General features: G+C 58.2%; 17 protein-coding genes. 11 read left to right on the top strand and 6 right to left on the bottom strand.

The window, feature by feature from the left end; genetic code table 11:
• Positions 1 to 132: 132 nt before the first annotated feature.
• Complete coding sequence (locus ACP7AJ_RS18480; RefSeq protein ID WP_426061678.1) at positions 133 to 2649, top strand: TonB-dependent siderophore receptor; 2517 nt, start codon at positions 133 to 135, stop codon at positions 2647 to 2649.
• Positions 2650 to 2794: 145 nt separating this feature from the next.
• A complete protein-coding gene (locus ACP7AJ_RS18485) occupies positions 2795 to 4021 on the top strand; it encodes a PepSY-associated TM helix domain-containing protein (RefSeq protein WP_426061679.1) in 1227 nt (408 codons plus the stop codon).
• A 193-nt stretch (positions 4022 to 4214) separates the two neighbouring features.
• On the opposite strand, the gene ACP7AJ_RS18490 is transcribed toward ACP7AJ_RS18485, so the two are convergent.
• The 3 genes from ACP7AJ_RS18490 to dnaB form a co-directional block, all read right to left on the bottom strand.
• The gene (locus tag ACP7AJ_RS18490) at positions 4215 to 4985 is read right to left on the bottom strand and encodes a sulfite exporter TauE/SafE family protein (protein ID WP_426061680.1); all 771 of its coding nucleotides are present in this window, start codon (positions 4983 to 4985) and stop codon (positions 4215 to 4217) included.
• A gap of 146 nt (positions 4986 to 5131) precedes the next feature.
• Entirely contained in the window at positions 5132 to 7951 is a 2820-nt protein-coding gene (locus ACP7AJ_RS18495) for a prolyl oligopeptidase family serine peptidase (RefSeq protein WP_426061681.1), read from the bottom strand.
• Between the two features lie 98 nt (positions 7952 to 8049).
• On the bottom strand, positions 8050 to 9585 hold the full coding sequence (gene dnaB, locus ACP7AJ_RS18500) for a replicative DNA helicase (RefSeq protein WP_426061763.1): 1536 nt from the start codon (positions 9583 to 9585) through the stop codon (positions 8050 to 8052).
• 388 nt (positions 9586 to 9973) lie between these two features.
• Here dnaB and ACP7AJ_RS18505 point away from each other — a divergent pair, with 388 nt between their 5' ends.
• Both ACP7AJ_RS18505 and ACP7AJ_RS18510 read left to right on the top strand, forming a co-directional pair.
• Positions 9974 to 11365 (top strand): UDP-N-acetylmuramate--L-alanine ligase, encoded by a 1392-nt coding sequence (locus tag ACP7AJ_RS18505; RefSeq protein WP_426061682.1) that lies wholly within the window; start codon positions 9974 to 9976, stop codon positions 11363 to 11365.
• The gene (locus tag ACP7AJ_RS18510; protein ID WP_426061683.1) at positions 11365 to 12066 is read left to right on the top strand and encodes an alpha/beta fold hydrolase; all 702 of its coding nucleotides are present in this window, start codon (positions 11365 to 11367) and stop codon (positions 12064 to 12066) included. Before ACP7AJ_RS18505 ends, ACP7AJ_RS18510 begins: the two co-directional genes overlap by 1 nt.
• A gap of 150 nt (positions 12067 to 12216) precedes the next feature.
• Here ACP7AJ_RS18510 and ACP7AJ_RS18515 read toward each other — a convergent pair whose 3' ends face one another.
• Entirely contained in the window at positions 12217 to 12771 is a 555-nt protein-coding gene (locus ACP7AJ_RS18515; RefSeq protein ID WP_426061684.1) for a hypothetical protein, read from the bottom strand.
• 90 nt (positions 12772 to 12861) lie between these two features.
• Entirely contained in the window at positions 12862 to 13656 is a 795-nt protein-coding gene (locus ACP7AJ_RS18520) for a M48 family metallopeptidase (RefSeq protein WP_426061685.1), read from the bottom strand.
• A gap of 219 nt (positions 13657 to 13875) precedes the next feature.
• On the opposite strand from ACP7AJ_RS18520, the gene ACP7AJ_RS18525 reads away from it, so the two are divergent.
• The 7 genes from ACP7AJ_RS18525 (at position 13876) to ACP7AJ_RS18555 (ending at position 21512) form a co-directional block, all read left to right on the top strand.
• Positions 13876 to 14490, top strand: coding sequence for a fumarylacetoacetate hydrolase family protein (locus tag ACP7AJ_RS18525; protein WP_426061686.1), 615 nt, complete (start codon positions 13876 to 13878; stop codon positions 14488 to 14490).
• Between the two features lie 195 nt (positions 14491 to 14685).
• Positions 14686 to 16707, top strand: coding sequence for a M23 family metallopeptidase (locus tag ACP7AJ_RS18530; RefSeq protein WP_426061687.1), 2022 nt, complete (start codon positions 14686 to 14688; stop codon positions 16705 to 16707).
• 102 nt (positions 16708 to 16809) lie between these two features.
• Positions 16810 to 17256, top strand: coding sequence for a thioredoxin-dependent thiol peroxidase (bcp, locus tag ACP7AJ_RS18535; protein ID WP_426061688.1), 447 nt, complete (start codon positions 16810 to 16812; stop codon positions 17254 to 17256).
• Between the two features lie 235 nt (positions 17257 to 17491).
• Positions 17492 to 18355 (top strand): transketolase, encoded by an 864-nt coding sequence (locus ACP7AJ_RS18540; RefSeq protein ID WP_426061689.1) that lies wholly within the window; start codon positions 17492 to 17494, stop codon positions 18353 to 18355.
• A 123-nt stretch (positions 18356 to 18478) separates the two neighbouring features.
• Complete coding sequence (locus ACP7AJ_RS18545) at positions 18479 to 19885, top strand: vWA domain-containing protein (RefSeq protein ID WP_426061690.1); 1407 nt, start codon at positions 18479 to 18481, stop codon at positions 19883 to 19885.
• A gap of 155 nt (positions 19886 to 20040) precedes the next feature.
• On the top strand, positions 20041 to 20997 hold the full coding sequence (locus tag ACP7AJ_RS18550; RefSeq protein ID WP_426061691.1) for a transketolase family protein: 957 nt from the start codon (positions 20041 to 20043) through the stop codon (positions 20995 to 20997).
• A gap of 392 nt (positions 20998 to 21389) precedes the next feature.
• Positions 21390 to 21512: a hypothetical protein gene (locus tag ACP7AJ_RS18555; RefSeq protein WP_426061692.1), complete on the top strand. Its 123-nt coding sequence runs from the start codon at positions 21390 to 21392 to the stop codon at positions 21510 to 21512.
• A 99-nt stretch (positions 21513 to 21611) separates the two neighbouring features.
• Here ACP7AJ_RS18555 and ACP7AJ_RS18560 read toward each other — a convergent pair whose 3' ends face one another.
• Positions 21612 to 23402, bottom strand: coding sequence for a serine hydrolase (locus tag ACP7AJ_RS18560; RefSeq protein ID WP_426061693.1), 1791 nt, complete (start codon positions 23400 to 23402; stop codon positions 21612 to 21614).
• Between the last annotated feature and the right edge of the window lie 368 nt (positions 23403 to 23770).

Raw genomic sequence — 23770 nt, forward strand, 5'->3', positions numbered from 1 at the left:
GATATGGGGTTCCAGTAAGTGTTTTAAAATCGTTGAAAGCCCTAGCAAGTTGACAACACATAAAGTTTATTTGGAATCATTCTAAATAGACTCCACCTTTGTGGCATATTTAGAATGATTCCAAATAAGCTCATGATGACTTGCGTACTTTTCCTCGCTACCACGTTTGCTCCAGTTGTTAGTTTTGCCCAACATGGACCACATTACCACTCGCGGGAAGAGCATAGTGCAGGTTTTGGGTCGGTAACGGGCTCCATCATCCTGGCCGATGGGCAATTGGCTGAGCAGGTTTCGGTGCGCGTAAAAGGCACTGAGCGCGGTACTGCAGCCAGTGTAGACGGCAGCTTTCAGCTGAGAGCACCCGCTGGCTGGCAAGTGCTGGTGGTGAGTGGCCTCGGCTATGTTCCCCAGGAGCTAACCGTGGAAGTGAAGGCCCGCCGGACCGTAGACGTGCCGGCCGTAACCTTGGTGCGCGGCGAGCAACAGCTGCAGGAAGTGACCGTGACCGGCGCCAAAAGTGTGAACCAACGCCCCACCAGCGTTGGCAAGCTGCCCATTGCCCCGCTCGACCTGCCCCAGAGCACCGTCACCGTGGAGCGCGCCGTGCTGGAGCAGCAGCAGGCCCTGCGTCTGAGCGACGTGCTGGCCAACGTGCCCGGCCTGTACGTGACCAGCACCACCGGGGGCACCCAGGAAGAACTGGGCAGCCGCGGCTTTGCCTATGGTAGCAACAACACCTTCAAAAACGGCGTGCGCTTCAACAATGGCGTGATGCCCGAAGTAAGCTCCCTGGAGCGCATGGAAGTGCTAAAGGGCAGCGCCGCCATTCTCTACGGCAACGTGGCCGCGGGCGGTGTGTTGAACCTCGTCACCAAAAAGCCGCTCTTCGAGCGCGGCGGCTCGGTGGGTTTGCGCACCGGTAGCTTCGGTTTCATCAAGCCGATGTTCGACGTGTACGGAACCGTGGGCAGTAGCAAAACCGTGGCCTTCCGGCTGAATGGCACTTACGAGCAAGGCAACAGCTACCGCGACGACGTGCAGTCTAGCCGCGTGTACGTGAACCCCTCGCTGCTTTTCCGCCTGACGCCCCGCACTGACCTGGTGCTTGAAGGCGACTACCTACGCGACAATCGCACGCCGGATTACGGCATTGGTGCCATTGACTACAACATTCTGGAGTCGCGCAGCCGCACCCTGAACACAGCCGACGCCAAGAATACTACCCAACAAACCAGCGCCACTGCCACGCTCACCAGCCACCTGAACGAAGCCTGGCAAATTAGGGCCGTGGGTGCGTTTCAGCGCTATGATAACGAGCTGCGCTCTGCCTCGCGGCCCGTTGGCATCAACAACGGCTTCCGGCCCGCGCGCGGCACGGTGGGCGCACCCGGCTACGTAGCGCCTTCTCCCAAAGCCGCGCTCTACGGCAACTTGCAGCGCAGCCTCAACCGCAGCGAAACCGCCGAAAACTACTTCCTCGCGCAACTCGATCTGACCGGCACTTTCCGCACCGGCTTCCTGGGCCACGCCCTGCTGGTGGGCGCCGACGTCGACCAGTACGCCACCAACATCCTGTCCTACATCAGCCAGCCCTTCGACTCGGTCAATGTCCTGGACCGCAGCCGGGTGCTGGGCGCGCCAGCCCGCGCCGTGAGCGGCTACGACGCCCTGCGCTACAATACCCGCACGCTGGGCAGCACCCGCCGCGCCGGCTTCTACGTGCAGGACCTGATTAGCCTGGGCGAACACTTCAAACTGCTTGCTGGCCTGCGCTGGAGTTATCAGGAAACACCCAGTGAGGTATACACCTATCCCGGCCTCACGGCTACGAACACCGCCATCACCGTTACCCAAAATCGCCGGTTCGACAACGCCTTTTCGCCGCGGGTAGGCCTGGTGTACCAGCCTCTCAAAACGTCGTCGGTGTTCGCTTCCTACGCCAATTCCTTCACAGTGAACAACGGCATTGATGCCAGCGGCGAACCCCTGCCGCCCTCGCTCATCGACCAGTACGAAGTGGGTATCAAAAACGACCTCTTCAAGAGCGCTCTTTCGCTGAACGTAACGGCTTATCAAATTGTGAACAGCAACCAGGCCCAAACCATCCTGACCTCGGCCTCTAATTTCAACCCCGACCGCCCCAGCGCCCAGGAACTCGCCGGCCAGGTCACCAGCAAAGGCGTGGAGGTAGATGTGCAAGGCCGCCCCTACCAGGGCTGGTCGTTCATTGCCGGCTACAGCTACAACAACACGGCCTATACCCGCAGCAACCTCTACGAAACCGGCAGCCGCCTGCGCTACAACCCCGCCCACACCGCCAACCTGAGCTTGTTCTACAACTTCAGCAACGCATTTAGCGAAACCAGCTTCCTGAAAGGCCTGAGTGCTGGCGTAACCGGCTACTACGTGGGCGATAAGCTGGCTGGCCGCAACCCCCGCCTCACCATCGAAAACGACCCTTACCGCCTCATCAGCATCCCGAACTACGTCTTGCTCGATGCTTCCCTGGGCTATGAGTACGACCGGTTCTCAGTGCGCTTCAAAATGGCTAACCTGCTCGATGAGTTGAGCTACAACATGCACGACGACAACAGCATAAACCCGATTGCGCCCCGCACCTTCTCCGCAACGCTGGGGTACAAGCTGTAAGCCGCCGCGACCCTAAAGTGACGCAATCGGTATGCAAGTTGAACGAAGCCGCCCGAAACTTGCTTCCTCGACCTCCGGCCAATGCAGCCCCAACGCCAATTAACCAGTTACTTAACCGCAAAATCCAATGAGCCCGACTAAATCCGTGATACGGGACCTCCACCTCTACCTCGGCCTGGTTTCAGGACTAGTCATCGTTTTCGTCTGCCTGACCGGCTGCATCCTGGCGTTTGAGAAAGAGATAGAACAGACCTGGTATTCGGAGCGGTACTTCGTGGCGTCCGCCGCCACGGCGCCCCTGCCACTGGCGCGCCTGGCCGATGCGGTGCGCGCCCACAAGCCCGATGCCAAAATCGCCAGCTTCAAAGTATACGCCGACCCCACCCGCACCGTGGAAATAAACCTAGCAGGCGGGCCAAACGGACCAGGAAAAGGTCCCAGCCCAACCGATGCCAAGCAGGAAGGCCGAAATGCCGAGCGCCCAACTGGTAAGCCCGCCGGCAAAACGGAAGGTCCAGGCAAGGGCAAAGGCGATGGGGGAGGGCCCCGCCTCTACGTCAACCCCTACACGGCGGCCATCGTGGGCGAAATCAACCCCCGCGAAACCTTCTTCCACACCGTGGAGCAGTTGCACCGCGGCCTGGTAGCCGGCAAAATCGGCAAGCTGGTGATGGGCATTAGCTCCTCAATCTTTCTGTTTATCCTGGGTACGGGCTTGGTGCTGTGGTGGCCGGCCGCTCGCAAATCCCTCACGCAGCGCCTACAGGTGAAGTGGGGCAGCAGCTGGAAGCGCCTCAACCATGACTTCCACGTTGTGCTGGGCTTTTATGCTTCGCTGTTTCTGTTTGTAATGGCCATCACCGGCGTGGGCATGTCATTCGATTGGGTGAGCCAAAGCATCAACCAACTCACCAACTCGCCCCTGAAGCGACCCGAGCCACCGGTTTCGGCGGCTCCGGCAGTGGCCGGCGCTGCTCCCTTTGCCCCCGATGCGGTTTTGGCCTTGGCCCGTCAGCAGGCGCCTGGAGCAGTTTCTTACTCCTTGCAGTTGCCCAAGGAAGCCGATGGCAGCATCAAGGTAGCCATTTTGCCAGCCGGCGCCATCGCCGACAACGCGACCAATGAGGTTTTTCTCGACCAATATTCCGGTCAGGTAATCAGTGGTCAAACGTATGAGCAGCGGCCGGTGGGGCACCGCATTCGCGGGCTGTTCAAGCCCGTGCACACGGGGGCTATTTTTGGCTGGCCTACCAAGATGCTAGCCTTGATAGTGAGCCTGCTCGGTGCCACTTTCCCGGTCACGGGCACTATCTTGTGGCTCAACCGGCGCCGCAAAAACCGCAAAAAGGCCCGCCAGCTACAAACGGTGTAGGGACGCGACACTTAGCTTACAATACTCGGTGGTCTGTCATGCTGAGCTTGCGAAGCATCCTATCACGTTTGGACAATGCGTTCAGCGGGGATAAGATGCTTCCTTCGTCAGCATGACAGGATAAGCAGTAGAGATGCTTCGACAAGCTCAGCATGGCCGGCTTTGCTTTTTGCCAGTTGTCGCCAAACGCGTGCTAGGCAAAAGTGTCCCAGCCGATTTTGCAAATAAAAGCGCCAACCACCGTCAGAAACAGCACCCTTACGAAGCCTGTGCCATGGCGTTGCGCCATGCGGGCGCCCAGCGTAGAGCCTAAAATATTGCAGGCTGCCATGGGCAACGCCACCTTATAAAGCACCTGCCCCGTGCTGGCAAAATAGAACAAGCTGGCTAGGTTGGTCGCCACGTTCACCAGCTTAGCCGAGGCCGAGGAAGCAATGAAGTCGTAGCCAAACAGCCCCACGAACGCAAACAGCAGCAAGCTGCCCGTGCCGGGCCCAAAGAAACCGTCGTAGAAGCCGATGGCCGCACCCAGCACAACGCCGGTTATCACCTCGCGGCTGCCCTTGAGCCGGGGCGCGTGCAGGCTACCAAAATCCTTGCGCCAGAAGGTATAAATGGCCATTACTACCAGCAACCCCAGTACCAGCGGCCGCACGGCTTCTTTGTGCAGCATGCTTACGGCTCGTGAGCCCAACAGCGCAAACGCCCCCGCCACCAGCGCCGTGATGGCCACCGTACGCCAGCGGATTTCTAGCTTTTCAGGGCCGCTCAGGTAGCGCCGTAGCGCCGCCAGGGTGCCTGCTAGACTGGACACCTTGCCCGTACCAAACACCGTGGGCACTGGCACGCCTGGCAGCAAAATGAGCATGGCCGGCAGCTGAATCAGGCCGCCCCCGCCCACAATTGAATCAATAAAACCTGCCAGAAAAGCAAACAGGCACAGCAAAAGCAGGGCAAGCGTCATGAACTATGAAAACCCAGCGGGTGGGCTGCTGGAGCCCAAAAGTAGGCCCGCTGGTGGCATGTATTAGAGTCTATTTCAAAAGTCGGTCATGCTGAGCTTGTCGAAGCATGACCGTTTCTCAACCTATCGGGATAGGCTGAAAATGATTATTGCTGCGAAACCTGAAGGCCCCAGTCGCGGCCTTTGTCTACGGCGGGCACGCCTTTCACCATCCAGGCTGGCGCCGGGGCACCCTTCAGGTAATGGTCGAAAAACTGCAGCTCGCGCACTGAAATGTCTTTGCGGTTTTCGCGCTTCACCAGGTTGTGGGCCTCGCCGTTGTATTGCAACAGCCACACGGGCTTGTTCAAGCGCCGCAGGTCGGTAAACATCTCGATGCCCTGATACCACGGCACGGCGCCATCGGCATCGTTCGACATGATAACCACCGGCGTCTGCACCTTGGGCAGGTGAAACAGCGGCGAGTTGCGGATGTACAAATCCGGCTTTTCCCACAAGGTGCCGCCGATGCGGCTTTGCGTGTGCTCGTACTGAAACTGCCGGCTCATGCCCGACTCCCAGCGGATGCCGCCGTAGGCCGACGTCATGTTCACAACCGGGGCGCCTGCCCATGCCGCCGCGTAGCGGTTGGTTTGGGTGATGAGGTAGGCCACCTGGTAGCCGCCCCAACTCTGGCCCTGTATGCCGAGGCGCGAGGCGTCGACCCAGCTGTTTTTGGTCAGCGCCTCCACACCCGAGTCGATGAACTCCATCGCCGAAGGGCCCGGCTCACCAATGGTGTAGCTGATGTCGGGCGTGAACACCAGGTAGCCGTTGCTGGCAAACATGGCAATATCAAGACGCGAGGGGGTAGGCGCTGGAGCTTGGTATTTGTACAGCCCTTCCGACAGTTTCTCATAGAAATACGCCACCATCGGGTACTTCTTGGACGGGTCAAAGTTCTCGGGCTTGTACAGGATGCCGGTAGCTTTAAAGCCCTTGGGTGTGGTCCAGTGCACCAGCTCGGCCGTAAACCAGTTGTAGTCCTTTTGCTGCGGGTTGATGCTGCTGAGCTGGGCCTCCTTTTTCAGGTCGCGGCTCACGTACACGTCGGCCGGCTGGCTTACGCTGGTTTTGGTATACAGGAAAGTGTCGGCATTGCGGGCTTTGGTAAGCGTCGAATAGCCCTGCGGCGCCACCACTACGCGCTCGGGCGCTTTGGTGCTGGCGAGGCTTTTCCGATAGTAGCCCCACTGCTTGCTGTCGTCCTCCTGCACCTGCAGCCACAGGTCGTCTTTGGGGTTGATGAACTTCTGCTTTTCCTCGGGTAGACGGTAGCGGAAGCGCATTTTGTTTTTCCGTCCCAGCCCATTGGTGAAGTTTGAGGCAGCGCCGGTACTGGGGTCAATTTTCCAGATGTCGTAGCGGTCAAAGAGCAGCACGGCCGCGTCGTCCTTGCTCCAGGCGGCAATGCCGTAAGGCTCCGGGTCGGTGGGCGAATCGTTTTCTTCGTCGGTGAAGGAAACACTGGTTTTGGCCGTCAGGTTAGTGGTTTTGCGCGTGGCGGCCGAGAAGGAAAACCAGTTTTTGGCTTCAAAGTCGTACCAAATGGCATACTTGCCCTGCGGCGACAGCTGGAACCGGCTTTTATTGGCCCGCGGATTCACAGCAATACGCGCCCCGGTCTTGGTCGAAACCAAGTAAGCCTGCTTCCGGGTGGCGCCTTCCCACTGCAGCGAGATGCGCTTGGCCGTGTCGGTCACCGCCAGCACGTACTCGGCGTTCTTAACCTCGGCCAGGTAAGAATCGCGCAGGTACTCGTCTTCGAGTTGAATAAACCTGTTCGACTGCTTGGGGTAGATAACCGCCAGGTAGTTGCGCTGCAGGTCCTTCTTCAGGTTCTTCAGCTGCATGGGCTGCAGGTAATCGTCCTTGTAGTTCCAAATGTCTAGCTTCGCGTGCTCGAACTCCACCAGGGTTGTATCCTGAGGAATGGGGTTGGGGGCGGTGCCGAAAAACAGCTTCTCGCCGTTTTCGCTGAACATTACTTTGCCAAAACCACTTGGCGACCAGCCCGCCTTTAGAGCCTTAGCGCCCGGCTGCACAATAGCCGCAGCGCTATCAGTTCTAAAATCAAAATAGTACAGGCTAAATGGCTTTTCCAGCGCTTTCTCCTGATGCTTTTCGGCCGTGAAGGCCAACTGCTTGCCGGCATCGTCGAAGGCCAGATTCTTGTACACGCCCTTGCCAGTGCTCACCCGCTTCGGGCTGCCCGAAGCAAAGTCGTGCACAAATAAGCCCGACTGAATGTTTTTGCTGCCTTTGGGGGCCGAAACCGCAAAAGCCACCTTGTTGCCCGGCTTGCTTATCTGGTAATCGGTCACCGCCTCAAACTGGCTGACCTTGCCCGTGGGCAGGCTCACCACCGTGAGGGTAGCGCCTTCCTTTTTGGTTTCGAGTAGTTGGTCGGTGATTTTCTTGAGCGTGTCGGCTGGAGCTTTCTTGGCCGCGTCCTTCACCGGTGCCTTCACCGCCAGAAAAGCCAGCACAGAGGCTTCCTCCGCCAGTTTGTAAGATTTGACGTCGGCGTACTTGGTCAGCTTGCCGGTTTCAAACGAATAGATGCCCAATGAATCCTTGGGCATCTGCTCGGGCTTTTTCTTCTTGATTTTCGCCTGCCGAACGTCTTGGTACAAAGGCTTAATCCGGAACACCACAAACTTAGAATCTGCCGTGAACAAAGCCGAGTCGCCGCGGCTGATGGTTCTCAGTGTCTTATTCTCCGGCGTTTTGAGGTACAGCATGCCATCGCCCTGCTGGGGCTGCACCTGAAACAGCACGTACTTGCCGTTGTCGCTAATCTTTTGATTGGTAACGCTCTGCCACTGGTCGTACACCGTATGGTCAAGAGGTTTTTTGGGGCCTTGCTGGGCGAGCACAGGCGATGTGCCCGCCAGGCCAGCCAAAATCAATAGGAGCTTTTGCATACAGGAAGTGTGGCCTTGTGCAATGTGAGTGAAACTGTTGCGAAAAAAGACTCCCCTCCTTGGCAAGGAGGGGAGTGTGGTGATGCAGCCTTCTTGCGTTAGAAGGGCGGGTCTTCGTGCTTGTTCATGTTCCCTTTCGGGAACGGCACCGGCGACTCGTTAATCTTCGAGCCCAGGCGAATGGTGTTCGGCGTGAAGCTGCTCGGTTCCGAGTCGAAATTGCTGGCGGGCAGGCCCATGGGTTGGTAGCTGCCGGTGTCGAAGGTGCCACCCACGCCGTCGAGGTCGGCGAACTTGGTGTACTTACCGATAAACTTCAACTGCACGGTTTCGAGCGAACCGTTGCGGTGTTTGGCAATGATGACTTCGCCTACGCCCTGCGTCGAATTGCCTTCAGCGTCCTGGTCGAGGCCGTAGTACTCGGGGCGGTAGAGGAAGATTACCATGTCGGCGTCCTGCTCGATAGAACCGGATTCGCGAAGGTCACTCAGCTGCGGCTTCTTGTCGCCGCCCCGGGTTTCTACCGAGCGCGAGAGCTGCGACAGCGCCAGTACGGGAATGTTCAGCTCTTTGGCAATGCCCTTGAGGGCCCGCGAAATGCTGGCAATTTCCTGTTCACGGTTGCCGCCGCGGCCGTCGGTGTTGCCACTCATCAGCTGCAGGTAGTCGACGATAATCATCTGCACGTCCTTCTGAGAGCGCAGGCGGCGGCACTTGGTGCGTAGCTCCCGAATGCTCAGGCCCGGCGTATCGTCGATGTAGATGGGTGCGGCCGAGAGGGCCGTGATTTTGTGGTTGAGCTGCTGCCATTCGTGGTCGGCGAGGCTGCCCTTCTTGATTTTCTCCGAGTCCAATTCTGCCTCGGCCGAAATCAGACGATTGACGAGCTGCAGCGACGACATCTCCAGCGAGAAGATGGCCACGGCTTTCTTAAAGTCTACCGCCGCGTTGCGCATGGCCGAGACTACGAAAGCGGTTTTACCCATGCCGGGCCGTGCTGCAATAATCACAAGGTCAGAGGGTTGCCAGCCGCTGGTGACCCGGTCCAACGCCGTGAAACCAGTGGGCACGCCCGTCAGGCCATCCGCCTGGTTCTTCTTTTCTTCCAGTTCCTTGATGGCCTTGCCCATCAGGCTGCGCATGTCGTCGAAGTTCTTGCGGATGTTCGATTCCGATACTTCGAACAGTGCCGATTCGGTGTCGTCGAGAAGCTTAAACACGTCGGTGGTGTCCTCGAAGGCGTCCTTCTGAATCTCACTCGAAATCCGAATCAGCTCACGTTTAATGGCCGTCTCGGTGATGATGCGGGCGTGGTACTCCACGTTGGCCGCCGAGTTAACTTTCAGAGTGAGGTTGGCCACGTAGAAAGGGCCGCCGCAGGCTTCGAGTTCGCCCATTTCGCGCAGCTCGTGCACCACGGTGAGCTGGTCGATGGGCTCAGACTTGTCGAACAACCGGATAACGGCGCGGTAAATCCGTTGGTGCGCGTCCTTGTAGAAGCTCTCGGGCTTGAGCAGGTCAATAACCGACGTGAGGGCATCCTTTTCCAGCATCAGGGCTCCGAGCACGGCCATTTCGAGCTCGGGGGCCTGGGGCGGCAGCTTGCCAGCCGCGCCCGAGTTGAAGGGGACCATCCCCGAGGCACCGCGGGGCGCCAAAGCCGCTTTGGCTCGGGCTGCGGATTGCTTCAGGCGGTCGTCCATCCGGTCTTGCATAGAATCGTGGGGGTATTAGGGCAGCAGGGAATCAGTATGTAGCTTTTATTATAAAACCGAGCTGCACACTATCTACACAAAGCTAACCCCTGAGTCGGGGAAAAAGATAGATGGGAAAATCGATTCTTTTGGTTATGGAGGAGCTGCGGCGGCGGCTGGTTTGTACTTTCGCGGTCCTTTCCCGTTAGTTGTCAGTGGTTCGTTGTCGGTTGTTAATTCGAGCCACCTCGATTTGAGGGAAACTGCAATTAATGGCCTCCGCCTATTGCCTGACAACCGACAACGCACCCCTGACCACCATCCAGCTTTGGAACCAGAAACGCACAACGAGCACTCCGAAAAGATTCACTTGATTGCCGTCGGCGGCAGCATCATGCACAACCTGGCGCTGGCCCTGCACCGGCGCGGCGCCCAGGTCACGGGCTCTGACGACGAAATATTTGAGCCCGCCAAAGGCCGCCTCGACGCGGCCGGTCTGCTGCCCGCCCAGGAAGGCTGGGACGCCGCCCGCATCACGCCCGACCTCGACGCCGTGATTGTGGGCATGCACGCCCGCCCCGACAACCCCGAGCTGCTCCGGGCCCAGGAGCTGGGCCTGAAAATCTACTCCTTCCCCGAATACATCTACGAAGCCAGCCGCGACAAGCAGCGCATCGTCATCGGCGGCTCGCATGGCAAAACCAGCATCACGGCCTGCATCCTGCACGTGCTGCGCTACCACGGCCGCAAGTTCGACTTTGCGGTGGGCGCCCAGCTAGCCGGGTTCGATTTGATGGTGCAGCTCACCGATGACGCGCCCATCATCATTATCGAAGGCGACGAGTACCTGTCGTCGCCGGTCGACCGGCGGCCTAAGTTTCACCTCTACCAGCACCACATTGGCGTGATTTCCGGTATTAGCTGGGACCACATCAACGTGTTTCCGACCGAGGAAAACTACCGCGAGCAGTTCCGCATTTTCGCCGACATGACGCCCAAGGCCGGCGTGCTCATCTACGACAAAGACGACGAGCAAACCCAGCTCATTGCCGTGCCCACCAACCCCGATGTCACGTACATCGGCTACGGCCCGCACGAAAACGTGATTCGCGACGGCCGCACGTTCCTGCTCAATAAGAAGGACGAGGAAGTAGCTATTCAGGTGTTTGGCGAACACAACCTGCGCAACATCTCGGCCGCGAAAGAAGTCTGCAAGCAGCTTGGCATTAAAGGCAAAGACTTCTTCAAAGCCATTGCTTCGTTTCCCGGCGCTGCCCGGCGCCTGGAACTGGTGAAGGAAGGCACCACGTCGGTAGTCTACAAAGACTTTGCCCACGCGCCCAGCAAGCTCAAAGCCACGGCCACGGCCCTGAAAAAGCAGTTCCCGCAGCGGCGCTTGGTGGCATGCCTCGAACTGCACACCTTCAGCAGCCTAAATCCGGCCTTTTTGCCGCAGTACGCGCATTGCTTCGATGCGCCCGACGTGGCCGTGGTGTATTTCAATCCTCATGTGCTGGAGCACAAGCGCCTGCCGCCGCTGCCCGCCACCACCGTGGCCGAGGCTTTCCAGCGCCCCGACATCAAGGTGATTACCGATAGCGCTGAGTTGGCGGCCTTCCTGCGTGAGCAGGAGTGGGCCAACGCCAACCTGCTGCTGATGTCGTCGGGCACCTTCGATGGCATGAACCTGACTACCCTGGCCACCGAAATCACTGGCTGATGCACAAGCCCACGCTGCTCTTGCTGCACGGCGCCCTGGGTAGCCCCAGCACCTTGCAGCCGCTGGCGGAGCGACTGCAGGAAGATTTTGCCATCAAAACGTTCGCCTTCGCTGGCCACGGTGGGGGAGAGGTACGCCCCGGAACCTTTACGCTGCCGCATTTTGGTGCCGAGGTGCTGGCCTTTCTCCGTGAGCACGAAACTGAGCCAGCGCACGTGTTTGGCTACAGCATGGGCGGATACGCGGCATTGCTGGCCGCCTGCCAAGAGCCGGCGCGGTTTGCCAGCATCACTACGCTGGGTACTAAGCTCGATTGGTCGGTAGAGTCAGCAGCGACCGAAACCCGGTTCCTGGACCCAGAAAAGATGCTGGCCAAGGTGCCAGCATTTGCCGAACAACTGCGGCAGCGCCACGCACCCACCGATTGGGCTGCTGTGGTGCGGGCTACGGCTGCCCTCATGCAGGCTGCGGGTGCCAATCCGCCGCTCACGGCTACTGCGCTCGCTGGCATACCAGTGCCTGTGCAAGTGCTAGTTGGAGATGCCGACCACACAGCAGGCAGCGAAGTGGGAGCGGCAATGGCGGCTCAGCTGCCGAAGGGAAGCTACGAGGTGCTAGCCGCTACGGCGCACCCATTGGAGCGAGTCGACTTAGATATGTTGAGCTTAAAAATTCGTGAATTTGCGCTACGGACGGGGTAAATTCTCACCGCTCTTTTAACGAAAAAGCCCGCTATTCAGCGGGCTTTTTTGGTGCTTTTGGAGTGAGTTTGCGCGGCCGGTTGGTATCGGTAGTAATCAACAGCGCCAAGGCTGTGAGGGCGGCGCGTAGCAGCCATTTGCCAGAAGTGCTCATCGTCTGGTGAAGAGGTTATTAGTCTTTCCTACTTTTAGGTCGCAGTGGCTGCCGGGGGAACTCTCGGAGCAGGTGGTGCCCACAATGCGCCCGTTTTCAAAGTTAAAAAAGCACGAGGTGCAGCCGGAGCTGGTAATGGTGTAGCTCTCGGCCGAGGGGCGGAGGTAGTAAGTGTTGTCGCCACCACCGGTGAGGGGCAGGGCCATGGCGCGGAAGCTACCGCTGCGCAGCCCCATGCCAATCAGGTAGTATTTGACGGGTTCGCCGGACCCTACCGGGGCTTTGCGCACCTGCACTTTGTCGACCACCGTGCCATCGCCAAATGCCCGGATGAAGGCCGTGGCCAATTCGCTGCGCGAGGTGGTGTACTCCGCGGTGCTATCAGTGAAATGCACGATTTGCCGGCTTTCGGGCTTGGCAATTACCTCGCCTTCAATGGGATTGGGACTGCCAAATTCGTTAGTAGTACGCCTGGCGGTATCACAGGATATGACCAGTAATACCAGCAGGCTGAGCAGCCCTAATCCAAGCAGGCGGGGAATATAAATCATGGGAGTGGCGAATAGCTAACGGTTGGGGCTGATTTCGGGTAGAAGAAAGGAGGTCAGCTGCCGGGTGCTAACCACTAACCAATATAAACGCTAGCGAGGCTTGTAATACTTACGAGCCGCGGGCAGTTCACGTTGGATGTTGGCAATGCGGGTGCCGCTGGAGGGGTGAGTGGAAAGGAACTCGGGCGGAGCCGCCCCGCCTTTGGCTTCCATGCGCTGCCAGAACGAAATAGCGCCGTCGGGATTGTATCCGGCCATAGCCATAAATATCAGGCCGAGGTGGTCGGCCTCAGTTTCTTGGTTGCGGCCATACTTCAGCAAGCCCACCTGCGAGCCAATACCAAAGGCCTGCAGCGCGATTTGCTGCGTGGCGGGGGCGTTGGTGGAGAGGGCCGTGGACAGGGCTTGGCCACCAAACTGCTGCACCAAGCTTTGGCTCATTCGCTCGGAGCCGTGCTTGGCCACGGCGTGGGCCACTTCGTGGGCCATCACCACGGCCAGGCCGTTTTCGTTTTGCGTGATAGGCAGGATGCCGGTGTACACGGCCACTTTGCCGCCGGGCATGCACCAGGCATTCTGCTGCTTATCGTCCTGAATGAGGTTAAACTCCCACTGGTACCCAGCCAGCTGGTCGGCGGCGTTTTGCTGCCGGAAATAGCTGTCAACGGCGGTCCGTATGCGCTGGCCCACGTTGCGAACCATGGCAACCTGCGAGGAATTGTTTGATAGAGGTCCCTTGGCAATTATTTCGCGGTACTGGGTAGCGGCCAGCGCGTTGATTTCGCTGTCGCTCACAAGGCTGAGCTGACGGCGGCCCGTGATGGGTACCGTAGAGCAAGCGGCCAGCAACGCGACGCCGGCCCAAAGGGTGAGTTTCTTGAACATGGCAATGATAAAAAATGGTGAAGGAGCTGCGAACAACTGCCCGTGCTAGTAGCACGTTTTGAGCCAAACTCAGCTCCTCAGTCCTTAACTATACGGCAGCCTACTTGGTAAATGTTCGCTGGCAGCGGTCCTGGGGGTGGAAAAACCGGTGGTCCGGTTGCCGTAAGCCATGGTCGGGGCGTAGTTTTGACATTCCGCTTTTCCGCCTGGATTCCCTCTATGAAAATTATTTGCATCGGCCGCAACTACGCCGACCACATTGCCGAGCTGCACAACGAGGTGCCCGCCGCGCCCGTCATCTTCCTCAAGCCCGAAACGGCGCTGCTGCAACGCGGCCAGCCCTTTTTTATCCCGGAGTTTTCGCAGGACATTCACCACGAGCTGGAACTAGTGCTGCGCGTGTGCAAAAACGGCCGGCACATCGACGAGCAGTTTGCGCATAGCTACTTCGACGGCGTCGGCCTGGGCATCGACTTCACTGCCCGCGACCTGCAAAGCGAGCTGAAAAAAAAGGGCCTGCCTTGGGAGTTGGCCAAAGCCTTCGACGGCTCGGCTCCCGTTTCTCAGACCTTCAAGCCCGTCGCCGAAATTGCAGATTTGGGCAATATCAATTTCCACCTAGAAGTAAATGGCGAAACCCGCCAGACGGGAAATTCCAGCCTGATGCTGCATCCGTTCGCGAAAATCATCAGCTTTGTGTCGAAATACATTTCCCTGAAAATGGGCGATTTGATATTTACCGGAACGCCGGCCGGCGTGGGGCCCGTGAAGATGGGCGACCAGCTACAGGGGTATTTTGAGGGAGAGAGAATGCTTGAGTTGAACGTTCGATAAGTAAATAAAAAAGGGCTGCCCCGTTGAGCCGGCTGTCCTGCCAACGCAGGGGCCGAAGGTTGGCGCAGCCAAGCATCATAACAGGCCACAACAAATCGTTCAGGCTTGATAAGATGCTCTGCTCGGCAAACCGACGCAGTAGGGCAGTGCCCAGGGCGTGTGAAGCCGAGAAAACTGAAGATTGATTTTGTGAGAATGGTAAAGTTGAAAGTGAGCCTTGTTAAAAAGGTAGCCTTGGGGCTGGGCGTGGTAGCGGCGTCGGTGATGGTTTGGCCCGGGGCGGTAGATGGGCAGAATGCTGATTCGGTGCCCCCCGGCCGCACCATCAGCGAGGTGCTGTCTGCGGGCAAGCCGGTGGTGCCCAACGGGTACTTTCTGTTTCCGATTGCGCCGGGCAAGCCCGGCTTGCTGGCTGGCAGCATGGGCGAGCTGCGCCCCAACCATTTCCACGGCGGGCTCGACATCAAGACCGGGGGCGGTGTGAACCAGCCCGTGTACGCCTCGGCCGATGGCTACATTTCGCGCCTCAAACAGTCGTCCTTTGGCTACGGCAACGTGCTCTACATCACGCACCCCAACGGCCTGACTACTGTATACGGCCACCTCAACGACTTCCGCGGGCCGGTAGCGGCTGAACTGCTGCGCCGCCAGTACGAGAAGCAGAGCTATGAGCTGGAAGCTTTTTTTGAGAAAGACAGGTTTCCGGTGAAGCGCGGCGAGGTGGTGGCGCTCTCGGGCAACACCGGCGGCTCGGCTGGCCCGCACCTGCACTGGGAAGTGCGTGACGCCCAGGACCGGCAATATAACCCGCTGCAGTGGGGCGGCTTTCCCGAGATTCAGGACCATGTGGCGCCCACGCTGCAGGCGCTGGCGCTAGAGCCCCTAGGCATTGAGGCGCGGGTAAAAAACGTGTTTGCCAAGGCGGTGCTGGTGCCTGCCGTGCAACCTGCCCCCGGCACCGGCACCGTGTGGCCTGACACTATCAGTTGCTTTGGCAGCGTGGGGCTGCTGGTGCAGGGCTTCGACCGGTTCGACAACGCCTGGAACAAGAACGGCATTCAGCGTGTGACCGTGAAGGTGAACGGCGAGCCGTTTTACCAGCATGTTATCGACGCCGTTCCCTTCCCTACGGGCACCCGGCAGATTAGCAATTTTCTCGATTTTACCTACCAGCAAACCCAGGGCCGCACCTTGCAAAAGCTGTGGGTGGACGAAGGCAACGACCTGGCCATGTACACCACCGGCCCCAGCAAAGGCCGCCTCAACGTGGAAGCCGGCAAGGTGTACACCGTCGACATTGCCCTGGCCGACTCCTACAACAACGAGACGCCCGTGCGCCTGGTGCTGCGCGGCGAGCAGCCGGCTTACTTCAAAACCCGCTCGGCTGCGGCCAAGCGTCCCGCCCTGCGCTACGAGGTAACTCGCAACCTGCTCAAGGCCGTCGCCACTGACCCCAGCCCCGATTCCGCGGCCGGCAACTTAGTGCTGCTGCGTGGCAGCCGCCGCAAGGAAATCCGCCCCAGCTACACCCAAAACAGCAAAAACGTGTACCTCTACGACCTGCGCGCCGGCCTGCCCGACTCGCTGCAGTTTGGCGGCATCACCAAGAAGTTTGACCGGCAGGTAATGGTGCCCGCAGGCAAGGAAACTACCTACGCCACGTCTCACCTCAGCCTAGTGTTCGGCCCCGAAACCCTGTTCGACAACCTGTATCTGGGCACCACCTACCTGCACGAGCCTACCGGCAGCGGCTTCTGGACAGTGGGCAGTCCCCTCATTCCGTTCTACAAAACCGCGCAGCTCACCCTTCGCCCCGCCACCCCGCCCACCGACCCGCAGCGTACCGCCGTCTACTCGGCCACGCTAAATGGGGGCAAGGCCTACCTGGGCGGCAAGTGGGACGACAAAGGCCACATCACGGTTCCCATCCGGCAGTTCGGCTCCTACCGCATTCTCACCGATAACATAGCGCCCAACGGCAGCCTTGCCAGCCGGGCAGGCGGGCAACTGCTGTTTCGCGTGGGCGACGACCTCTCGGGCCTTGCCAGTTACCGGCTGCTTGTCGGTGGGCAGTTTCGTCTGCTGCGCTTCGAGCACAAGAATTCCACGCTCTTCACCGTGGCTACCGACACGCTGGGCCCCCGCCTGCGCGGCCCCGCGCAACTGCACCTCACCGACCAGGCCGGCAATGAACGGGTAGTAAGCCTGAATCTGTAAGTAAGCGGGAATAAGGCACACCAAACTCCCCGTCTTGGTAAGGTGGGAAGTTTGGCGTTATTGCGTCCGCTTTACCTCGTATAACCTCCTCACTATCGCAAAATGATACTCGAGCCCGGCCAACCAGCCCCCGACTTTACTGCCAACGACCAAGACGGCAACCTCATCCGTCTGGCCGACCTGCGCGGGCAGCGCGTGGCCATGTATTTTTACCCCAAGGACGATACCCCCGGCTGCACGGCTCAGGCCTGCAACCTGCGCGACCACCAAGAAGAGCTTACCGCCAAAAACATCAAGGTGATTGGCGTGAGCGTCGACAGCGAAGCAGCTCACAAGAAATTTGTTCTTAAATACGACTTGCCCTTCCCGCTGCTGGTCGATACAGACAAAAAAATCGTGCAGGATTATGGCGTGTGGCAGGAAAAAAAGAATTACGGCAAGACCTATATGGGCATCGTTCGCACTACTTTTTTGATTGACGAGCAAGGCATAATTGACAAGATTATAAAGAAAGTAAATACCAAAGAACACGCCGCCCAATTGCTGTAAGACCAGCGCAAAGCCGCTGCAAGGTCTACCAAACCAACCTTCGCCAACCATCCTTCAATTAGCCGAGCAGCATAAGCAGCAGGCAAAGCGGTCGAAAAGGCCCCAATCTTTTGCAGAAGAATTGCAGTATTTGTCGGTCTTTTTGGCTTACTTTACACAATCGATTGTGTTTGTGACGTTGCTGTACTTAAGGCTGTACACTTACCTTTACCCACCAAAATTTACCTTACCTGACATGTCCGAAATCGCTGAAATCACAACTGCCGACCTCAAAGAAATAGCCGCCCAGGTGCGGCGCGACATCGTGCGCATGGTGCACGCCGTGAACTCGGGCCACCCCGGTGGCTCGCTGGGCTGCACCGATTTGCTCGTGGCGCTCTACTTCAAAGTGATGAAGCACAACCCTGAGCAGTTCAGCATGGACGGCGTAGGGGAGGACCTGTTTTTCCTGTCGAACGGCCACATTTCGGCCACGTTGTACTCGGTGTTGGCCCGCTCGGGCTACTTCCCGGTTAGCGAGCTTGCCACGTTCCGCAAGCTCAATTCGCGGCTGCAGGGCCACCCCACCACCCACGAGGGCCTGCCCGGCATTCGCGTGGCCTCGGGCTCGCTGGGCCAGGGCCTGAGCGTGGCCTGTGGCGCAGCCCAAGCCAAAAAAATGAACGGCGACGACCGCCTCGTGTTCGTGCTCATGGGCGATGGCGAGCTGCAGGAGGGCCAGAACTGGGAGGCTTTGCTTTACGCTGCCCACCACAAAATTGACAACCTCATCGCAGTTGTGGACCACAACGGCCAGCAGATTGACGGCCCCACGGCCCAAATTGGCGGCCTCGGCGACTTGCGCGCCAAGTTCGAAGCCTTCGGCTGGCACGTGCTGCAGGCCGATGGCAACAACTACGACACCCTGCTCCCCGCCCTCGAAGAGGCGCAGGCTGCTTCCGGCCAGGGCAAACCCGTTATGTTCATCATGGACACCCGCATGGGCTTCGGCGTCGACTTTATGATGGAAGGCCACAAGTGGCACGGCGTAGCTCCCAACGATGTGCAGTTGGCCACCGCCCTTCAGCAACTGGCAGTAGGTACCGTAGCCGACTACTAGGCTTCTATGCGGGCCTGCCTAACGGAACCTCACCCCCCTGGCACCCCTCTCCCAAAAGGAGGGGGGTGCCTAACGGGAGTGAAACCAAATCGTCAGGCTCCCCCTCTTTTTTGGAGAGGGGCCGTGCCCGGCAGGGGCCGGGGGGTGGGGTGCCGCATGGTGGTGCTACTCACGCTGCTTTTTGCGTTGCAGACCCAAGCCCAGAACGCCGCCCCCGAAAAGCCCAAAGTCACCCGCATTCTTTTCCTGCTCGATGCCTCGGGCTCGATGATGGCCCCTTGGGAGGGGCAGCCCCGTTGGAACGTAGCCAAGCGCATGCTCAGCAAAATGGTCGATTCGCTCAATGCCTATCCCAACCTGGAGTTGGGCTTGCGCGTGTATGGCCACCAGTTTCCCAACAGCGAGAAAAACTGCCAGGATTCGCGACTGGAAGTGCCTTTCGCGCCGCGCAATGCCAAGGCCATCAAGGACAAGCTCACCACACTTAAGGCCCAGGGCAACACGCCCATTACCTACTCGCTGGAACAGTCGGCCAACGACTTCCCCACCGATAAGGCCTCGCGCAACGTGCTGCTGCTCATTACCGACGGATTGGAATCCTGTGCGGCCGACCCCTGCAAATCATCGCTGGCTTTGCAGCGCAAGCACATCTTTCTTAAGCCGTTCATCATCGGCATTGGAGCAGAAAAGGACTTTGGCCGGCAGCTTGAATGCTTGGGCAACTACTATAACGCTGCCGATGTGAAGACCTTTCGCACGGTGATGGACGATGTGATTGCCCAAACCCTAAGCAAGACCACTGTTACCGTCAACCTTACCGACGAAGCAGGCCGCTCCGTGGAAACGAACGTGAACATGACGTTCGTGAACAACGTGACCGAGCAGCCTGAGTACAACTACGTGCATTACCGCGACGCCCAGGGCAAAGCCGACGTGCTCGACATCGACGCCCTGCAGAGTTACGATTTGGTGATAAACACCGTGCCCCCGGTACGGCAAGCCAACCTCGTCATCAAGCCCGGCCGGGCCAACGTGCTCACCTTCAAAACACCCCAGGGCACGCTCTGGCTGCAAAACCCGCAGCTCACGCCCAACCCCTACGGCACGGTGCAAGCCGTGGTGCGTGACCCACAGCGCAATACTGTGGCGAGCTTTCCTTTTGGCACCAAGCAAAAGCTGCTAGCCGGAAACTATGAGGTTGAGCTGCTTACACTGCCCCGCATCACGCGCCGCCTTGCCGTAAAGCAGGGACAGGAGCTAACGGTAACGTACCCGGCGCCCGGCACGCTCAACATCACCAGTGACCTGAAAGGCTACGGCAGCATCTACAAGCTCAATGATGACGAATCGCAAACCTGGATTTATAACTTACCGGACGGTGGCAGCAGCAAAATGAATTTGCCCATGCAGGCGGGGGCCTACCGGTTGGTGTTTCGCACGAGCAACAGCACCAGCAGCAAGTTCACTGACGTACGCAACTTTAGCATTCGGAGTGGGCAAACGACTTCGGTAGCCATTTTTGGGAAATGATAGCCAAGCTCATTTTGCTCTTGTGGATTTTCTGGCCGTTCCCGCAAAGCAAGCGGCCCGTAAACTTGCCATAGGCTGCATCAACACCGGCACCCGCGGGTACTGCAGCCGCGACCGCATTCATTTCTAATCGAACAAAAACTCTCTAATACCCCATGAAAGACTTCCCCTACACCGAATCAAAAGACACCCGCAGCGGCTTCGGCGCCGGCCTGCACGAGCTAGGCAAAACCAATCCTAACGTAGTGGCCCTCTGCGCCGACCTCACCGGCTCGCTTAAGATGGATGCCTTTAAGAAGGACTTCCCCGAGCGGTTTTTCCAGGTAGGCATTGCCGAGGCTAACATGATGGGCGTAGCCGCCGGCATGACCATTGGCGGCAAGATTCCCTTCACGGGCACCTTCGCCAACTTTAGCACCGGCCGCGTCTACGACCAGATTCGCCAGAGCATTGCTTACTCTGATAAGAACGTGAAAATCTGCGCCTCACACGCCGGGCTCACGCTTGGTGAAGACGGCGCTACCCACCAGATTCTGGAAGACCTTGGCATGATGAAAATGCTGCCCGGCATGACCGTTATCAACCCCTGCGACTACAACCAGACCAAAGCCGCCACCATCGCCATTGCCGAGCACGAAGGCCCGGTGTACCTGCGCTTCGGCCGCCCCGTGGTGCCCAATTTCACGCCCGCTGACCAGAACTTTGTCATCGGGGAAGCCGTGATGCTGAATGAAGGCACCGACGTGAGCATCTTCGCCACCGGCCACCTCGTGTGGAAGGCCGTGCTGGCCGGCAAGCTGCTCGCCGAAAAAGGCATCAACGCCGAAATCATCAACATTCACACCATCAAGCCGCTTGATGCGCAGGCAATCCTGGCTTCGGCCCGTAAAACCGGCTGCGTGGTCACGGCCGAAGAGCACCAGATGAACGGCGGCCTCGGCGACAGCATTGCCCAGCTGCTGGCCCGCGAGGAGCCCCTGCCCTTGGAAATGGTGGCCGTGAACGACAGCTTCGGCGAAAGCGCCACGCCCGACCAACTGATGGAGAAGTACAAGCTCAACGAAGCCGCCATTGTGGCTGCCGTGGAGGCTGTGATGAAGCGCCGGAAGTAAGGCGCCTCCTACACTAAAAAGCCCGCCAGCACTGTAGCTGGTGGGCTTTTCTAGTTTAACTTCAGGGGCTGGCATTTTAGGTGGGGAGCTACTGGTCTTTGCCCGGTAGGCGATGGGCTATTTTATATAGCCCATAACAGCAAGGGTAAAAACGGGCAACATCACGCTACCATACACCTATACAGATGGTTAGGAGATAATAAGCGGGCATTTACTTTAGGTGGATAAACGCTCTGCCTGAACTGCCTTAACCCCTGCGACTACAACCAGCTTAGGGCCGCCATCATCGCCATTGCCGACCACTACGGTCCGGGGCTCCTGCGCTTCGGCCGCCCCGTGTCAGCGGCAGCATTGCCCAGCTGCTGGCCCGCGAGGAGCCCCTGCCCTTGGAAATGGTGGCCGTGAACGACAGCTTCGGCGAAAGCGCCACGCCCGACCAACTGATGGAGAAGTACAAGCTCAACGAAGCCGCCATTGTGGCCGCCGTAGAAGCATTGATGAAGGGCCGGGAATAGCCGGCTGAAAAAGCACAAAAGCCCCCGCAGCGACTATGCTGCAGGGATTTTTGTGCTTTAGTTCGTTTCCCTTAGGCACCTACCAGGCGACGAGGGTACTTACTTCTTTCGGCTGTATTGTGTGATTATGCCGTTTTGGGTCACATTGATGCTGGTGGGGTTGCCGTTCGCGTCCAAGGCAAACTGCACAGTCCGGTCGGAAAACTCCCGCATTCGGAAGGTGTTATTTTTGTAGGCGTCTAGGTGGGTGGGCGGCGAGGCCGAGGTGTTCATAGTCAGTTCCTTGTTGCCAAACACCACGTTCATGGTGCTGCCGTTTAATTCGTACTGTCCAGCCAGGACCTTGAGAAAGCCGGGGTCCTGCAGGCGGGCGTCGGCCTTTTTGGTGAACACCACTTCCTTTTCATCCAAGCTGATTCGGGCCTGCTGAATGTTGCCTTGTGCATCGGACCCGAAGTTGAAGGACCACGGGCCGAAGACTTCGTCGTTAGGGGAGTTGAACCGGTCGTAGTGGTAATGCTCCAGCGGCAGGCTCTTATCGTTGAAGGTGAAGCGCAGCTTACCGGCCTCTTGGCTGATTTGGAGGACGCCGTAGGCCGGGTCTTCGTACAAACCCACGTAGTCGGCCAGCGCGTGCGAGGGCTGGGTGTTGAGCACGCGGTCAGCACCGGGCTTCTTGCGGGCAGCTCGTGCGGCGGCTTTATTGAGCCGGTAGTTTTTCAGGTTTCGCTCGTTCCAGGGCGTGGCGTCCAAGCCCATAACCCGGTCGTATACCGTATTGACCACCGCCTCGAGCATGGGGCGGGCGTGCACGCCGTTCATGAACACAATCACGCCAACGCTGTCGTTGGGCATAAATGAAACCTGCGAATAGACCCCCCCAATGGACCCGCCGTGTTGGGTCCTGTAGTGCCCTTTGTAGCTGGAGGTGTACCGGGCCATGCCGTACATTGAGTTGATTTCCTCAAAGTACTTGTCGGGCACTGTTGCGGCCAGGGCAGCGGGCTGCAAGGTGGCCCGGATAACGGTATTGGGGACGACCACCTGCCCTTTGAATTTGCCGCCGTACATCTGCATTATCAACCACTTCGACATGTCGTCGAGGTCGGAAACGATGGAGCCCGCGGGGCCTACGCCCTGCTGGTGGGTGTAGAAAGGGTAAGGCGCTAGCGTAGTGGTGTCGCGTTTTTCGTAATAAGCAGTGAGATAATCCGGCTGCTTCTGCATGTCTACGGTAGAGAAGCCCGTCCGCGACATGCCCAGGGGGACGAAGAATTTGGTGCGAACATATTCTTCCCAGGTTTGCCCCGATAACAGCTCTATAATGCGTCCTGATGCAGCATACATCATGTTGTTATACAGGTATCCCTGACGCAATGGCTGGCTGGGTTCCAGGTATTTAATTCGGTCGAACAGCTCCTGACGGGTGAAATCGGAACCGTGCCAAATACGGTCGTGCCGCGACATGCCGGTGCGGTGCGAAAGCATGTCCCGCATGGTGATGTTGTCGGTCAGCTCGTCGTTGTAAAACTGGATTTGCGGCACGTATTTTTTCACTGGCTTATCCCAGTCCAGCTTTCCTTCTTCTACCAGAAGTCCCACGGCGGTGGCTGTGAAAAGCTTGGTGTTCGAGGCAATGGGGAACAGGGTATGAGCAGTGACCGGCAGCTTCTTTTCCACGTCGCGAAACCCGTAGCCTTTGGCAAACACCAGTTTGTCTTTCACTACCACAGCAATGCCACAGCCCGGCACGTTCCATTCTTTGAGCATCTGCCCCACGTTTTTATCGAAGCCGCTCAGCTTTTTCTTCACGTCCAGCTTCTGGGCGTCTGCTTGGCTGGCTCCCAAAACCAGCAGTCCTAGTAAGCAGTAGTGTAACCTTAATTTCATTTAGTTGATGAAAAGATTATACTTGGAAAATGCCAAGTCATCAAATGTATTTATAAATAGTTATCATTTTGTAAAAAATTGAACATAATTTCTTAATTATTTACAAATAATCAGCTATTCGCTAGGGCTTGACTTTAACACTAAGCCGAACAGCGACTTTAGGCAATGTTGACGCCATATTGCTAGCCCGCGAAGTGCTTTGCTCCTGGAAATAGTACCCGTGACCGACATCCTCAAGGAAAGCGCAACTTCCGACCTCCTGAGCAAAATGAGCTATTTCATCGGGTGATGAGGTAGTGCTAAAGAATCGGAGATAAAGTATTCGGAATGAATTAAAAAGCCCCCGCAACATTGCTGCTGCGGGGGCT

The sequence above is a fragment of the Hymenobacter sp. B1770 genome, from assembly GCF_049896385.1.
In the GTDB taxonomy this organism is placed as follows: domain Bacteria; phylum Bacteroidota; class Bacteroidia; order Cytophagales; family Hymenobacteraceae; genus Hymenobacter.